This is a genomic window from Mesoflavibacter sp. CH_XMU1422-2, assembly GCF_037029245.1.
Classification (GTDB): Bacteria; Bacteroidota; Bacteroidia; order Flavobacteriales; family Flavobacteriaceae; genus Mesoflavibacter; species Mesoflavibacter zeaxanthinifaciens.
The window spans coordinates 1-15,399 of record NZ_JAYMEE010000005.1 but is presented as its reverse complement, the minus strand read 5'-3'; the positions used below and the strand labels follow the sequence as shown (position 1 = coordinate 15,399).

Genomic DNA, 15,399 nt, shown 5'->3' with positions numbered 1-15,399 from the left:
TTAGGTTATTCTTGTTTAAGTTCAAAACTTGAGACACCAATATATTTTTTACCTTTTACAGTGTTTACTGAATCTAAATATTTTTCGAAAGAACCTTCTTTTTGAACAGGAACAAGCTTATACTTATCTTTATCTAAAGCTTTAACTTCTTCTAGCGTAGCTTCTTTTCCTTCAATTAAATATAAAACTTCTCCTTGATCAACCAAAGACATATTTTTGGTAGGCTCTGGTCGCTTTACTTTTGGTAATTCAATTTCATCGGCATCATTCCAATGTTTCTTTTGGATAATAGTTCCTTCTTCAAGTTTTAAAATACCTGGATTAGAACGTACTATTGTTTTTAAAGCAGTTTCGTCACAGAAATAATAATCAAAATTTAGATTATATTCTTTTTTAAATGTATTTGCTTCTTCTGGTCCTGTTGCTGTAATACCAATAACATCGTAGCCGTTTTCTATAGCTTTATCGGTTAATACTTTTATTGTTTTAAGACCTTCGTTTTCGGCTTTAGCCAAATTATAATTGATAATTAATAAAACGTGTGGACGACTTAAAATATCCTCGGTATAATTTTCTCCATCTTTTTCTATTGAAAAATCATGAATTGGAGCTTCATAACCTTCTTCTATTACATTGGTTTCTACTCCAATATAAGTCCCCGAAGATTCTGGATAACTTCCATTTGTTATGTACTCTATTTCTTCTCCGTTTTCTTTAAACGTCCAAGTATATTCTATGACTGGTTGTGGTGCATCTTCTGGAATGGTCATTTTTTCGGTAATATTATTACCTACTTTAAATGGTCTAAAATCTATACTTGGCAAGTGCATTAAGACATGATAAGCAAACCCTAAGCATGCAATAAAACTTAATAATGCTATTACGGTTGTAATAAATTTACTAAAGAATGGCTTAATATATTTTTGACCTGCAAAAATGATAAGAATCATAACTAGCAAAATAACGTCTTTACCAAAACTTTCCCAAGGATCCATTTTCATAGCGTCACCAAAACATCCACAGTCTTTTACTTTGTCAAAATATGCTGAATAGAATGTTAGGAATGTAAAGAAAACTATCATTAATAACAAACTCCATAATGTAAATTTCTTTTTGTAACCAATAATTAAGAACACTCCTAAAAGCACTTCAAAAACTACAACTACTATAGAAATTCCTAGAGCATAAGGCGTAAAAAATGGTAAATCTAAAACTGTTGGACCAAAATATTCTTCTAGTTTAAAAGCAAATCCTATTGGGTCATTAAGCTTTATAAACCCTGAAATGATAAAAAATATTCCGACAAAAATTCTTAAAAATCCTGTGATGTATTTCATAGCTATACTGTAACCTTTTTTTATTTTATTTTTCGTTCAAATGAATCATCGCAAAAACCGCGTAATTAACCATATCTTGGTAATTAGCATCTATTCCTTCGCTAACAATAGTTTTTCCTGCATTATCTTCAATTTGTTTAACGCGTAGTAATTTTTGCAAGATTAAATCAGTAAGACTACTTACACGCATATCGCGCCAAGCTTCACCATAATCGTGGTTTTTGTCTTCCATTAATTTTTTAGTGATTGCAACATGCTTATCGTATAATTCTGTCGCTTCATTTACATCCATATCTGGCTGTTCTACAACACCTTTTTCTATTTGTATTAATGCCATAATACAGTAATTGATAATGCCTATAAATTCGCTTTGCTCACCTTCATCAACTTTTCTAACGTCATTTTGTTGCAAACTTCTTATACGTTGCGCTTTGATAAAAATTTGATCGGTTAAAGATGGTAATCTTAAAATTCGCCATGCGCTTCCGTAATCAGACATTTTTTTGGTAAAAAGATCACGACAGGTTTTTATTACCGCATCGTATTGTTTAGAAGTATCTTGCATAAATGGTGTTCTTATCTTGATAATTTCCGTAAATTTCGCATAAAATTATTTAAAGTTCAAGGTTTAGGTATTAAAGTTTTTATAAGTTGCCCTAACACCTATTAACTATATAGCAATGACAATAAATTGTAAAGGAAAACTTATCGATTTAAGCACACCAAAAGTGATGGGAATTTTAAACGTAACACCAGATTCTTTTTATGATGGTGGACGTTATAAAGACGAAAATTCTATATTAAATCAAGTTGAAAGTATGCTTAATCAAGGCGCTACTTTTATAGATATTGGCGCTTATAGCTCTAGGCCAAATGCAGATTTTGTAACAGAAGATGAAGAACTGCAACGCATTGTACCTATTGTTGAGTTACTAGTGAAACATTTTCCTGAAATTATTATTTCTGTAGACACCTTTAGAAGTGAAGTTGCAAAACAAACCATTAAAGCTGGTGCGGGTTTGATTAATGATATTTCGGCAGGATTTTTAGATGAAAAAATGCTGCAAACAGTTGCAAACCTAAGCGTGCCTTACATTATGATGCATATGCGTGGTACACCACAAACCATGCAAACGCTGACAGATTATGATAACTTGACAAAAGACGTTAATTTTTATTTTTCTGAACGTATTAGCAAAGCAAGAGCTTTAGGTATAATAGATTTAATTTTGGATCCTGGTTTTGGATTTGCAAAAACAACACAGCTAAATTTTGAACTTTTAAACCAATTAGAGCTTTTAAATATTGCCGATTTACCATTTTTAGTTGGCGTGTCTCGTAAGTCTATGATTTACAAAACACTAGACACAACAGCTCAAAACGCACTAAACGGAACAACTGCTTTACACATGATTGCTTTACAAAAAGGCGCAAAAATTTTACGCGTACATGATGTAAAAGAAGCTAAAGAATGTATCACACTTTATAATCAATTACATGCTTAAAAAAATAGGATTTATAGGATTAATCACGCTCTTTTTATGGTCTTGCGGAAACGAAAAAGTCATCCAATTACCAGAAGTACAACACGCTAAAATTACTAAAATTTTAGATGTGTCGCCTGCATATATTTTTTATAACGAAACACAACCAGATAGTGTTGAACTTAACAGAAAAAATCTAATCATCTCTACCAATTGGTTATTTAATGTAGATAAACGCTTGACTTTAAAGCAAGCAATACCTAAAATTAAATTTTTGCAAGACAAAAAACGAAATGCAAAAATGCATAAAAATGAAGCTGCAAAAAACTATTACACTTGTAATGATACTAGCATTAAAAATTTAGGATTTATTGAGTTTACAGATATAAATTATATTGAAGAAACCAATCCTAAAAACAATAGCATAATAGCAATTAATGGTTTAAATGATATTACAATTCAACATCAAGACTTAAAGCTTTCTGGAGTTGAAATTGATGATTTAATTATTCAACTTGAGAAAAATTTTAATAAAAATGTAGAAAATACTGTTTTGACACTTCATTTAAATAAGCAATTAAAATTTCAAGATTACATTACAGTAAAAAACAGACTTCAAAACTTAAATTTTGAAACTATAGTTATTGACAACAACGAGTATATTTTTTAATTCAATTTCATTAAATTTACAAAAACCGACTTCACTTTGGAGATATTAGATGATATTTTAAAATTCAGTTTAATAGACGTTATCGATGTTATTTTAGTTGCATTACTTCTCTACTATGTTTACAAATTAGTAAAAGGTACTGTGGCTATCAATATTTTTATTGGTATTGTTATTATTTACATTATTTGGAAGGTTACGCAAGCACTACAAATGCAAATGCTTAGTAATATTTTAGGCGGATTTATTAGCGTAGGAATGTTTGCGTTAATTGTGGTTTTTCAGCAAGAAATTAGAAAATTTTTATTAATGATAGGTTCTACCAATTTTGCTAGCAGACGCAAGTTTTTCAGTCAGCTTAAATTTTTAAAAATGGAAGAAAACGCTACAACAAATATTGATGCTATTATTGCTGCTTGTAATAAAATGAGTGCTTCAAAAACTGGTGCGTTAATTGTTTTAGAACGCAATAACAACCTAGACTTTTTAGCCAATACTGGTGACGAAATGAATATAAAAGTAACACAACCTATCATAGAAAGTATCTTTTTTAAGAATAGTCCTTTACATGATGGTGCGATTATTATTCAAGACAATATTGTAAAAGCAACGCGTGTTATTTTACCAGTTAATAACGAAAAAAATATCCCACAGCGTTTTGGGCTTCGTCATCGCGCAGCTGTTGGTGTTACCGAGCGTACAGATGCTGTAGCTATTGCAGTAAGTGAAGAAACCGGACAAATATCTTGTTTTAGAGATGGTGAATTTGTGCCATTTTCTGACACTACAGAATTAGCTGAAATTTTGAAAAAAGATTTGGTTTAAGCCACTTCAGATTGCAAAAACTGAACTTCATAAAGGTTTCTGTAGTAGCCATTTTCCTTTTTAAGTAATTCTTGATGTGTACCTTGCTCTACAATTTGACCATTATCCATTACAATAATATTATCTGCTTTTTGTATGGTTGCCAAACGGTGAGCAATAACAATAGATGTACGACCTTTAGTTATCTTATCGGTAGCATTTTGGATTAATTGTTCTGAATACGAATCTACAGAAGACGTTGCTTCATCTAAAATTAAAATACTTGGATTAGTTACGTACGCACGCAAAAATGATATTAATTGGCGTTGACCAGAAGATAACATAACACCTCGTTCTTTAACATTATAGTGGTATCCGTTTGGAAGACTCATTATAAAATCGTGTATACCTATATCTTTTGCAGCTTGTATGACTTGTGCTTCTGTAATTTCTGGATGATTTAAAGTAATATTACTTAAAATAGTATCTGCAAACAAAAACACATCTTGTAACACAACTGCAGTTTGTTGCCTCAAAGAACTTAGTGTGTAGTCTTTAATATTGGTGTTATCTATTTTAATTTCACCTTTATTAATTTCGTAAAAACGATTTAATAAATTAATGACTGTACTTTTTCCTGCGCCAGTCGCACCAACAATAGCAACGGTTTGACCTGCGGTAACTTCAAAAGAAATTCCTTTTAAAACTTCTTCGTCTTCAACATATCTAAAATGAACATCTTTAAAACTAATGCTTCCTTTTAAATCTTCAGCAACGATGGTTCCTGAGTTATCAATTTGCGAAGTGGTATCTAATATTTTGAATACTCTGTTAGCAGCTACAAGTCCCATTTGAAGCGTACTAAACTTATCTGCTATTTGACGTAAAGGTCTAAATAACATAGGAATCATAGTTATGAACATAAACAAATCTCCTGCTGAAACAGAACCGTCAATTATCACTCTTAATCCACCAAAATATACTACTGTACCAACAGTTAATGCCGATAAAACTTCTAAAATCGCAAAGAAAATAGAGTTATACCAAACAGTTTTTAACCAAGCGTTTTTGTGTCTTGTATTTATCTCTTGAAAGTTTTTATACTCGGTTACTTCTCGGGTAAATAATTGCAGAATTTTCATTCCTGTAACGCGTTCTTGCACAAACGAATTTAGATTAGAAACTTCATTTCTAATATCTTCAAAAGCTTGTTTCATATAACGCTGAAACACTTTTGTAGCATACAATATTATAGGAAGCATTACAAAAACGATTAACGCTAATTTCCAGTTTACATAAAGCATAGCGCTAGACACAACAATCATAATTAACAAGTCTCTTATAATTGAAAACAGTCCATCACCAAATACAGACGAGATGCGCTCCATATCTGTTACTGCTCTAGTAATTAAAACTCCAACTGAAGAATTGTTAAAGTATTTCATTCTAAAATTAAGCATGTGATCAAATAACTTAACTCTAATATCTTTAACCATTTTTAAACCCAGCCAAGAAGAATAGTAGATAAATAACAATTGAAAAACAACTGTTGCTAATAATAGCAAAGCCATAATAGTGATCAAGTTGACAAAGCCATCATAATCCTGCTTAACCAAATGCTGGTCTACAATTTCTCTTACTAATAAAGGTGTAGCAATACTTAATGCTCCTAAAATTAGAACCGAAACTATTAAACCGTAAAAAACTACACGGTAAGGTTTTGTATATTTAAAAAGACGTTTAAATAAGTTAACGTCAAATATGTTTTCTTTTTTCTTAGTCATCTATTTTAATGAAATCTGGATATTCTACAGCTGTTAAATATAACCCTTGTGCTGGTACAGAATAACCTGCTTCTCCTCTATTTTTTGATTTTATAATTTGATGCATATCGGCAACTTCAATTTTACCAACACCAATATTTATTAACGTACCAACTATGGCACGCACCATATTACGCAAAAAACGATCTGCTTTTATGGTGAAATGAAGCTCGTCTTCAACAATATTAAATTCAGCTTCTTTGATATCACAATTATACGTTTTTACATCTGTATGCACTTTAGAAAAGCATTGAAAATCTTTATAATCCAATAAGATTTTTGCTGCTTCTTTCATCTTTTCAACATCTAATTGCTGTTTTACAAAATACGCTTGCTCTGTGTTAAATGCATTTTTTTTAAGTGAAATTCTGTATAAATAACTTCTGCTTAAAGCATCAAAACGTGCATGCGCATCAGGCTTTACTTTAAAAACATTGTGTATAGCAATGTCTTTTGGTAAAAATGAATTCAATTTATAAACTAATTGCGCTTTTTCAACAATTTGTTCTGTATCAAAATGAGCAAAAATTTGTTTAGCATGTACACCTGCATCGGTACGTCCTGCTCCGACAATAGCGACAGATTCACCTAATAAAGTACTTAACGCATTTTCTAAAACTTCTTGAACAGAAATAGCATTAGGTTGATTTTGCCAACCGTGATAGGCTTTTCCGTTGTATGATAATTCTATGAAATATCTCAATTAATCGCTTATTTTTACAAATTGAAATGCAAAGATAAGATAAAGCATTAAGTTAAAAACTTGATGATACAAGTTTTAAGAATAGTTTAATTAAGAGATGAAAAAAATACTGCTACTTTCTGATACACATAGTTACATTGACGACACTATATTAAAACACGTAAAAAATGCTGATGAAGTCTGGCACGCTGGTGATATTGGTGACTTAAGTGTTACAGATCAAATACAAAAGCTAAAACCTTTACGTGCTGTTTGGGGAAATATTGATGGTGATAAAGCACGAGTAGAATTCCCAGAACATAATCGTTTTACTATTGAAGGTATTGATGTTTGGATTACGCATATTGGTGGTTATCCTGGTAGATATAATATTAGAGTTAGAGACGCTATTAAAGCAAATCCACCACAATTATTTATTTGCGGTCATTCTCATATTTTAAAAGTTATGCCTGATAAAAAATTAGGTTTATTACATATGAATCCGGGAGCAATTGGCATACATGGTTTTCATAAAGTACGTACCATGTTACGTTTTACAATAGATAATGGTAAGATTGATAATTTAGAAGTTATTCAATATGATAGAAAATAAAAAAACCGAAGTTATTCACTTCGGTTTTTATCTTATATTGAATGATCAAATATGTGTTAAAGTTTCTGTTTTATCACATCTTGAATTATTAATCTGACAATCTGTACAATATCCATCTCCATTAGAATCTCTTCTAGGGTTACAACCTCTTCGACATCCTTCACAAACTACAGTTGAACCATCAGCTAAACGAAAAGAATTATCCTCTTTATAAATATTTAAAGCAAGCTTAATATTAACATTCTTAAAATTGCAATAACTATCACCAATAAGTATATTAAATCCATTGTTTTCAATAGCTGGGATATATATATATTCTTTGTCAAAACTTGAATCAAATCCAGAATTTAATGCTGCTAATCTAAATACTAAATTCAAATACTCTTCATTTTTAACAATAAACTCATTATTCAATATTTTCCCGATAGTAATCTCTTCTTTAGATTTACCTAACTTGCTCTCAAGTTTCGATATTGCTTCTTTTGTTTTTTTTATTTCATCTATAAAAAAAGCTCCACTATCATAATTACGTGCTTTAATTAAACTATTTTCAGAAGCAGAATTGACTTCATTTTTATTTTCAGTAGTTGTTTCTTCTGAACATGAGAAAATGAAGAATAGTAAAATAATTTGTAAAAGTGTGGTTGTTTTCATTTTATTATATTATTGATTATTCACTCAAACATAATAATAATAATAATAATAATAACATGCAAACAATAAAATAAAAAACCGAAGTTATTCACTTCGGTTTTTCTTTCGCACTAATACTACTAAGATGATAGGTTTATCGTAATCTATCTACTGATTTTACAAGATCTTCATCCTTTTTAATGGCTCTATTGGCAAGAACCAAAAATACGATAGAAATGACTGGAATAAAAATCCCAACACCTTTCTCTGAAACTCCATTAGCTTCTCCAGGTGAGTTAAGTATTCGATACACGAAAAATCCTAGTAAAATTAAGTTTAATATCATATTTAGACGTCCCAACATAAATTGAGACTTTCTATTTTTGAAATTGAAAATCGAGATAATTGCTAAAATAGCTGAACCTACAAAAAGTCCTAAAGCAAGCACTTCGTCTTTAGCATACACAACAGTTCCTTCTGCAGTGGTCCACAGATTAAATGCAAATATTAATCCGCCAGAGATAATAGCAACAATTAATAAATATACAGTTTGGATGCGTTGTAGCATAATAATTTTTAAATTTTAGGATTACAAAAATATAGTTTCTTTTAGAATTATAGAACTAAAAATTAAAATAAAAGTTGTATAATTGCATTAACGTTACGCAACACTCACAATAGCAAAGCGTTAATTCTTCAGAAATATCTTATTTTCTTTAAGAAACAATCAATTAAAAATTATAACATTACATAAGTTAATTCAACATCAATGTTTGAAATCTCACAATTAAAAGCCATGAAGCTTCCTGAATTACAGGAAATTGCTAAAAAATTGAGCGTTCCTAAATTTCGCTCTATGAAAAAATTAGATTTAGTATATCAAATACTAGACAAACAAGCAGCAGATCCAAAAGCTGTCTTAGAAGTAAAAAAGGAAGACACAGAGGATAAACCAAAACCTCAAAGACAAAAAAGAACAAGAGTTAGCAAAGCTTCAGCAGACAAGAAAACTTCAACAGAAAAAAAAGATGATAACCAAAGTAAATTAGATTTAGAGTCTGATAAATCTAAAGAAAAGAAGGAACAGCCTAAAAAAGCTACCCAACAAAATCATCAAAAAAATAAACAGTCAAATAACAACGACAACAAAAAAGACGATAAGCAACAAAAGGACAATAAAGCTAACAAACCTAATAATAACAATCGTCAAAAAAATAACAACAAGAATAACAACAACAATCAAAAAGGTAATAACGGAAACAAAGATAACCGCAACCGTTATAGAGAACCTGATTTTGAGTTTGATGCTATTATTGAAAGTGAAGGTGTTTTAGACATCATGCAGGACGGTTATGGTTTTTTAAGAAGCTCTGATTACAATTACCTTTCTTCTCCAGATGATATTTATGTATCACAATCTCAAATTAGATTATTTGGATTAAAAACAGGGGACACTGTTTTAGGTAATGTTCGTCCTCCAAAAGAAGGTGAAAAGTATTTTCCTCTTATAAAAATTAATAAAATAAACGGTCAAAGTCCTAATGTGGTTAGAGATCGTGTATCTTTTGAACATTTAACACCACTTTTTCCAAAAGAGAAATTTAATATAGCAGAAAAGCAAAGTACAATTTCTACTAGAATTATGGATCTATTCTCTCCTATAGGGAAAGGTCAACGTGGTATGATTGTATCACAACCAAAAACAGGTAAAACCATGTTACTAAAGGACGTAGCAAATGCAATAGCTGCTAACCATCCAGAAGTATATCAAATGATTTTACTTATCGATGAGCGTCCTGAAGAAGTTACAGACATGCAACGTAATGTACGCGGAGAAGTAATTGCTTCTACTTTTGATAAAGAAGCTCATGAACACGTAAGAATCGCTAATATAGTTTTAGAAAAAGCTAAAAGATTAGTAGAATGTGGACACGATGTTGTTATTCTTTTAGATTCTATTACCCGTTTAGCTAGAGCTTATAATACTGTACAACCAGCTTCAGGAAAAATACTTTCTGGTGGTGTAGATGCAAATGCTTTACACAAACCTAAGCGTTTCTTTGGTGCAGCTAGAAATATTGAAAATGGGGGATCTTTAACTATAATAGCTACAGCTTTAACAGATACTGGTTCTAAAATGGACGAAGTTATCTTTGAAGAGTTTAAAGGAACAGGAAACATGGAACTACAATTAGATAGAAAAATTGCTAATAGACGTATTTTCCCTGCTATTGATTTAACTTCTTCTAGTACACGTCGAGACGACTTATTATTAGACGACAACACAGTACAACGCATGTGGGTAATGAGAAAATACCTAGCAGATATGAATCCTGTTGAAGCGATGGAATTTATTAATGAAAGATTTAAACAAACAAAAAACAATGAAGAGTTTTTAATCTCTATGAATGGTTAAGACTTAAAGAATGTTATATATAAAAAAAGCCTTGAAATTATTCAAGGCTTTTTTTATAATCTTAAAATACGCTAATATTATAACTGAAAATTATTAAAAACAAAAAAACGCTTCATAAAATGAAGCGTTAAAATAATATTATATAACTAATAATAATTTCTTATAATGCAGCTACGTGCTTAGCTAATTTAGATTTAATATTAGCTGCTTTGTTAGCATGAATAATGTTTTTCTTAGCTAACTTATCTAACATAGATACAACAGAAGGTAATAACTCTTCAGCTTCTTTCTTGTTATCTAAGTCACGTAATTTTTTCACAGCATTACGAGTTGTCTTATGCTGATATCTATTTCTTAAGCGCTTAGCTTCGTTACTTCTTATTCTTTTTAATGCTGACTTATGATTTGCCATTAGTTCTTTTTTTATTAAAAAATTGTAGCCCGTAGGGGAATCGAACCCCTCTTACCAGGATGAAAACCTGGCGTCCTAGCCGATAGACGAACGGGCCATTTGTTATTTTGAGAGCGCAAATATAAATTATTTTTTAATACTTGCAAAACTTTTTTTATTTCAAAACAACTAACAATGTTTCCATTGCGGATGCAAAAATACAACTATTTTTGACTATTGCAACAACTAATTAAAAAAAATTAAAAAAATTTTTTATTAGTATGCTTTTGCAAACAATACTCTACGGTTTGAAGGCTTACCAGTAAGCACACATTTACCTTCTTCTTCCTTTCCATCTAAAGGAATACATCTTATTGTTGCTTTAGTAAGTTCTTTTATTTTTTCTTCTGTTTCTGGTGTACCATCCCAATGAGCAGAAATAAAACCTCCTTTTTCTTTAAGTATAGTTTTAAACTCTTCAAAAGTATCTACTTTAGTTATATGATTATTTCTGTAATCTAATGCCTTATTAAATAGAGACTCTTGTATTTCTGTCATTAAACCTTCTACTTTTTCTGTCAAGCCATTTAGGTTTACTATTTCTTTAGTTAAGGTATCTCTTCTTGCTAATTCTACAGTTCTGTTTTCTAAGTCTCTTGCTCCTATTGCTATTCTTAGAGGAACTCCTTGAAGTTCATGCTGTGCAAATTTTGCTCCTGGTCTTAATGTATCTCGATTATCAAACTTAACTGTAATGTTTTTACTTCTTAAGTCTTTCATTATACCATTTACAACCTTTGTTACAGCTTCTAGCTGTTCTTCATTTTTATATATAGGAACTATTACAACTTGATTTGGTGCTAAATTTGGTGGTAAAACTAAACCTTTATCATCACTATGCGTCATAATTAATGCTCCCATTAATCGTGTTGAAACTCCCCAAGAAGTTGCCCATACGTAATCTTGCTTTCCTTCTTTAGAAGTAAACTTTACATCAAAAGCTTTAGCAAAGTTTTGACCTAAAAAGTGCGATGTACCAGCTTGTAAAGCTTTACCATCTTGCATAAGTGCTTCTATACAGTATGTTTCTACTGCACCCGCAAACCTTTCACTTTCTGTTTTTAATCCTTGCACTACAGGTATAGCCATGAAGTTTTCTGCAAAGTCTGCGTAAACATTATTCATTTGTTCGGCTTCTGCAACTGCTTCTTTTTTTGTTGCATGCGCAGTATGACCTTCTTGCCATAAAAATTCTGCTGTTCGTAAGAACAATCGTGTACGCATTTCCCACCTTACAACATTAGCCCATTGATTTACTAGCAAAGGAAGATCTCTATAGGACTGTATCCAGCCTTTATATGTATTCCATATTATAGCTTCACTTGTTGGCCTTACCACAAGTTCTTCTTCTAGTTTTGCCTCTGGATCTACTCTTAATTTACCTGGATTATCAGGATCGTTTTGAAGTCTATAATGAGTAACTACTGCACATTCTTTAGCAAACCCTTCTGCATTTTTCTCTTCAGCTTCAAAAAGTTTTTTTGGTACAAATATTGGAAAATATGCATTTTCATGACCTGTTTCTTTAAACATTCTGTCTAACTCTGCTTGCATTTTTTCCCAAATTGCATAACCGTAAGGTTTTATAACCATACAACCTCTAACTGCTGAATTTTCAGCTAAATTAGCTTCTACAACCAATTCATTATACCATTTGGAATAATCTTCGGCTCTACTTGTCAATTTTTTACTCATATCGGTATTTTGGCACAAATATTGTGTCTATGTTAAATAATAGAATAGTTTAGCAAAACTAACTATTTTTGTATAGTTCAACAATTAAAAATAAAGCGTTATGAAATTATTTACTTTTTTATCTAACAAATTAAACGCACTTACAGCTATAATGGCTGCAATTGCACTAACCTCGTGTGGGTCTTATCAATATGTTGGACAAACAAATGATGGTATTTATGAAACATCTGACGCTTATGGGCAACAAACAGTTGTTATAGAAGAAGGAAGTAATAATAATAACAATGATTATTACACTAACTATTTTAGAGAGAAAGCTTTAGAAGCTGAAGCTTATGACAATAATAACAACGAAATTTTTACAGATATTGACACCTATGAAGGCACATACTCTGATACTACTTCTGTTGTCCAAAAAGCTGGTTGGGGAGATTCTAATGACCAAGTTGTTATTAACGTTTACAATGACGTCTATTCAAACCAAATAGCTAGATACGGTTGGAACAATTGGGGATGGAATTCTTGGGGTATGACACCTTGGGGATGGAACTCATGGAGATGGAACAGACCATGGGGATGGAATTCTTGGGGATGGAATGCTGGTTTCTACGACCCTTTTTGGAATAGAGGTTTTTACGGATATGGTCCATTCTTTTATGGATATGGTTACGGAAATTACTATAATGGATACGCTTACAATGGTATATACACTAGAAGAGGTATTTCTTATAATGCTGGAAGAAGAGGATCTATATTAAGAAACTCGTCAGTTCTAAATGGTAGAAGTAACATAAATAGAGGTAACACAAATGTAAGACCAAGATCTGTAACAAGACCAAGAACTAACTCTGCAACTAGACCTAGAACAAATACCACAAGACCAAGAACTAATTCTACTACTAGACCTAGAACAAACACTACTAGACCTAGAACAAATACTACTAGACCAAGGACTAGCACAACAAGACCTAGTAGAAGTTCTCCAACAAGATCTTTTGGAGGAACAAGAAGTGGTGGATCCTCTTCTAGAGGAACATCTTCAAGATCTTCTGGTCGTAGAGGTGGATGATTAGAATATAAATAAGTCATTACTATTTAACCTTATTTATTCAAATTTATAATTACTTAAAAAAATTGAAATGAAAAAAATTGTTATGCTTGCCATAAGCAGCTTTGTTATGTCCTTTAGTTTTGGCCAAACAGTTACAGATGCTTTAAGATACTCTAATGATGATTTAAAAGGAACTGCTAGATTTAGAGCTTTAAGCGGTGCATTTGGTGCACTAGGAGGAGATTTAAGCGCTATAAGTATAAATCCTGCAGGTTCTGCTGTTTTTACAAGCAGTCATGCCACATTTACTTTAGAAAATCAAAACATTGATAATGAAACAAATTATTTTAATGTAAACAACACATCATCTGAATCTAATTTTGATTTTACTCAAGGTGGAGCCGTATTTGTCTTTAGAAATAATCGACAAGATTCACCTTGGAAGAAATTTTCAGTTGGAATAAATTTTGAAAATTCAAAACATTATGATGATAATTGGAGAGCTTCTGGAGTAAGTCAAAACTCTGTTGACCAATACTTTTTAGCTAATGCGCAAGGTTTACCTTTAGGTGAAATTTCTGCTTATGAGGATGAATTTTTAGAAGATGCATATGCTGACATTGGTTCTTCATATGGATTTCAGCATCAACAAGCTTTTTTAGGTTATTATTCTGGTATTTTTGACCCTGAATTTGACACAAATGATAATTTCACAGGAAATTACATTTCAAATATTGATGAAGGAATTTTTAACCAAGTCTATAATTATTCTGCAACAGGATATAATGGTAAAGTAACTTTTAATGCTGCCGCTCAATATACTGATGACTTATACATTGGCTTAAATTTAAACTCACACTTTTTAAATTATGAAAAGTATTCAAGTTTTTTTGAATCTAACAACAACCCTAACTCTTTAGTCAATGAGGTATATTTTGATAATATTTTAACATCAAATGGTACAGGTTTTTCATTTCAATTAGGTACAATTTATAAAGTTACACCAGAGCTTAGAATTGGTTTCACCTACGATTCTCCTACATGGATGACTATCGAAGAGGAACTTATTCAAGACATAAATACAAATTATGCTGATCCTGAAATAATTTACATATCTGATATAGTTAACATATTTCCTAGCTACAAATTACAAACACCTTCTAGATTTTCTTCTAGTATAGCATATGTATTTGGACAAAAAGGTCTTATTAGTTTTGACTATTCTACTAAAGACTTTAGTAACACAAAGTTTAAACCAACTTCTGATCCTTATTATAGCGCACAAAACAATATTATGTCTAATTTACTAACTAGAGCAAATACTTACAGAATTGGAGGAGAGTACAAAATAAAGCAGTTTAGTTTAAGAGGTGGTTACCGCTTTGAAGAAAGTCCTTATAAAAACAACGAAATTATTGGCGATTTAACTGGTTATTCTTTTGGATTAGGTTACGACTTTGGAAACACCGTATTAGATTTGGCTTATAGTAATTCTTCTCAAGAAAGACAGGAGCAATTTTTTGATGTTGGTTTTACCAATGCAGCAAATATTGATAGAACAAACTCTAACATAACACTTTCTTTAAGTTTTAAGCTTTAATTCTAATAAAAACATAAATATAAAAGCTTGAGTTTTTACTCAAGCTTTTTTTACATATTAAAAGCAGTAAAACACGCATCAAAAAGTGTAAAAAACATACGCTCTGTATATGTACAAGACCAAAGCGCTATTGTTAAAAGTGG

General features: G+C 31.0%; 15 protein-coding genes, 1 tRNA gene and 1 pseudogene. 8 read left to right on the top strand and 9 right to left on the bottom strand.

Annotation, left to right across the window (positions count from 1 at the left end; all coding sequences use genetic code 11):
* Window positions 1–5: 5 nt before the first annotated feature.
* Entirely contained in the window at window positions 6–1,337 is a 1,332-nt protein-coding gene (locus WA340_RS01225) for a BT_3928 family protein (protein WP_336126970.1), read from the bottom strand.
* 25 nt (window positions 1,338–1,362) lie between these two features.
* The gene (locus WA340_RS01220; RefSeq protein WP_336126969.1) at window positions 1,363–1,902 is read right to left on the bottom strand and encodes a DUF1599 domain-containing protein; all 540 of its coding nucleotides are present in this window, start codon (window positions 1,900–1,902) and stop codon (window positions 1,363–1,365) included.
* A 115-nt stretch (window positions 1,903–2,017) separates the two neighbouring features.
* Here WA340_RS01220 and folP point away from each other — a divergent pair, with 115 nt between their 5' ends.
* Genes folP through cdaA form a run of 3 tightly spaced genes read left to right on the top strand, consistent with a single transcriptional unit; the run spans window position 2,018 to window position 4,313 of the window.
* A complete protein-coding gene (gene folP, locus WA340_RS01215) occupies window positions 2,018–2,842 on the top strand; it encodes a dihydropteroate synthase (RefSeq protein ID WP_336126968.1) in 825 nt (274 codons plus the stop codon).
* On the top strand, window positions 2,835–3,491 hold the full coding sequence (locus tag WA340_RS01210; protein ID WP_336126967.1) for a hypothetical protein: 657 nt from the start codon (window positions 2,835–2,837) through the stop codon (window positions 3,489–3,491). The genes folP and WA340_RS01210 overlap by 8 nt, the downstream gene beginning before the upstream one ends.
* Window positions 3,492–3,527: 36 nt before the next feature.
* Window positions 3,528–4,313 carry a diadenylate cyclase CdaA gene (cdaA, locus tag WA340_RS01205; protein WP_336126966.1) on the top strand — a complete coding sequence of 262 codons (786 nt, stop codon included), beginning with the start codon at window positions 3,528–3,530 and terminating at the stop codon, window positions 4,311–4,313.
* On the opposite strand, the gene WA340_RS01200 is transcribed toward cdaA, so the two are convergent.
* The gene (locus WA340_RS01200) at window positions 4,310–6,076 is read right to left on the bottom strand and encodes an ABC transporter ATP-binding protein (RefSeq protein WP_336126965.1); all 1,767 of its coding nucleotides are present in this window, start codon (window positions 6,074–6,076) and stop codon (window positions 4,310–4,312) included. The genes cdaA and WA340_RS01200 overlap by 4 nt on opposite strands.
* Window positions 6,069–6,818, bottom strand: coding sequence for a tRNA pseudouridine(38-40) synthase TruA (gene truA / locus WA340_RS01195; protein ID WP_336126964.1), 750 nt, complete (start codon window positions 6,816–6,818; stop codon window positions 6,069–6,071). The genes WA340_RS01200 and truA overlap by 8 nt, the downstream gene beginning before the upstream one ends.
* Before the next feature lie 97 nt (window positions 6,819–6,915).
* Here truA and WA340_RS01190 point away from each other — a divergent pair, with 97 nt between their 5' ends.
* Complete coding sequence (locus WA340_RS01190) at window positions 6,916–7,410, top strand: metallophosphoesterase family protein (protein WP_336126963.1); 495 nt, start codon at window positions 6,916–6,918, stop codon at window positions 7,408–7,410.
* 45 nt (window positions 7,411–7,455) lie between these two features.
* Here the strand turns inward: WA340_RS01190 and WA340_RS01185 are convergent, their stop codons facing one another.
* Together WA340_RS01185 and WA340_RS01180 are read right to left on the bottom strand one after the other, a co-directional pair.
* Window positions 7,456–8,064 carry a hypothetical protein gene (locus WA340_RS01185; protein ID WP_336126962.1) on the bottom strand — a complete coding sequence of 203 codons (609 nt, stop codon included), beginning with the start codon at window positions 8,062–8,064 and terminating at the stop codon, window positions 7,456–7,458.
* Window positions 8,065–8,197: 133 nt separating this feature from the next.
* Window positions 8,198–8,611: a DUF4293 domain-containing protein gene (locus WA340_RS01180; RefSeq protein WP_336126961.1), complete on the bottom strand. Its 414-nt coding sequence runs from the start codon at window positions 8,609–8,611 to the stop codon at window positions 8,198–8,200.
* Between the two features lie 201 nt (window positions 8,612–8,812).
* Between WA340_RS01180 and rho the strand changes: the two genes are divergently transcribed.
* On the top strand, window positions 8,813–10,459 hold the full coding sequence (gene rho / locus WA340_RS01175; protein ID WP_106679003.1) for a transcription termination factor Rho: 1,647 nt from the start codon (window positions 8,813–8,815) through the stop codon (window positions 10,457–10,459).
* Window positions 10,460–10,619: 160 nt separating this feature from the next.
* On the opposite strand, the gene rpsT is transcribed toward rho, so the two are convergent.
* From rpsT to proS, 3 genes are all read right to left on the bottom strand, one after another.
* Window positions 10,620–10,871 carry a 30S ribosomal protein S20 gene (rpsT, locus tag WA340_RS01170; protein ID WP_027880707.1) on the bottom strand — a complete coding sequence of 84 codons (252 nt, stop codon included), beginning with the start codon at window positions 10,869–10,871 and terminating at the stop codon, window positions 10,620–10,622.
* A 25-nt stretch (window positions 10,872–10,896) separates the two neighbouring features.
* Window positions 10,897–10,968, bottom strand: a tRNA-Glu gene (locus WA340_RS01165).
* 158 nt (window positions 10,969–11,126) lie between these two features.
* A complete protein-coding gene (gene proS / locus WA340_RS01160; RefSeq protein WP_336126960.1) occupies window positions 11,127–12,605 on the bottom strand; it encodes a proline--tRNA ligase in 1,479 nt (492 codons plus the stop codon).
* A gap of 100 nt (window positions 12,606–12,705) precedes the next feature.
* Between proS and WA340_RS01155 the strand changes: the two genes are divergently transcribed.
* From WA340_RS01155 to WA340_RS01145, 3 genes and pseudogenes are all read left to right on the top strand, one after another.
* On the top strand, window positions 12,706–13,674 hold the full coding sequence (locus tag WA340_RS01155) for a hypothetical protein (RefSeq protein ID WP_336126959.1): 969 nt from the start codon (window positions 12,706–12,708) through the stop codon (window positions 13,672–13,674).
* Between the two features lie 70 nt (window positions 13,675–13,744).
* Window positions 13,745–15,256, top strand: a complete 1,512-nt coding sequence (locus tag WA340_RS01150) for an OmpP1/FadL family transporter (RefSeq protein ID WP_336126958.1) — start codon at window positions 13,745–13,747, stop codon at window positions 15,254–15,256.
* Window positions 15,257–15,316: 60 nt separating this feature from the next.
* Window positions 15,317–15,399, top strand: a pseudogene (locus WA340_RS01145) (dodecin domain-containing protein); the annotation flags it as partial.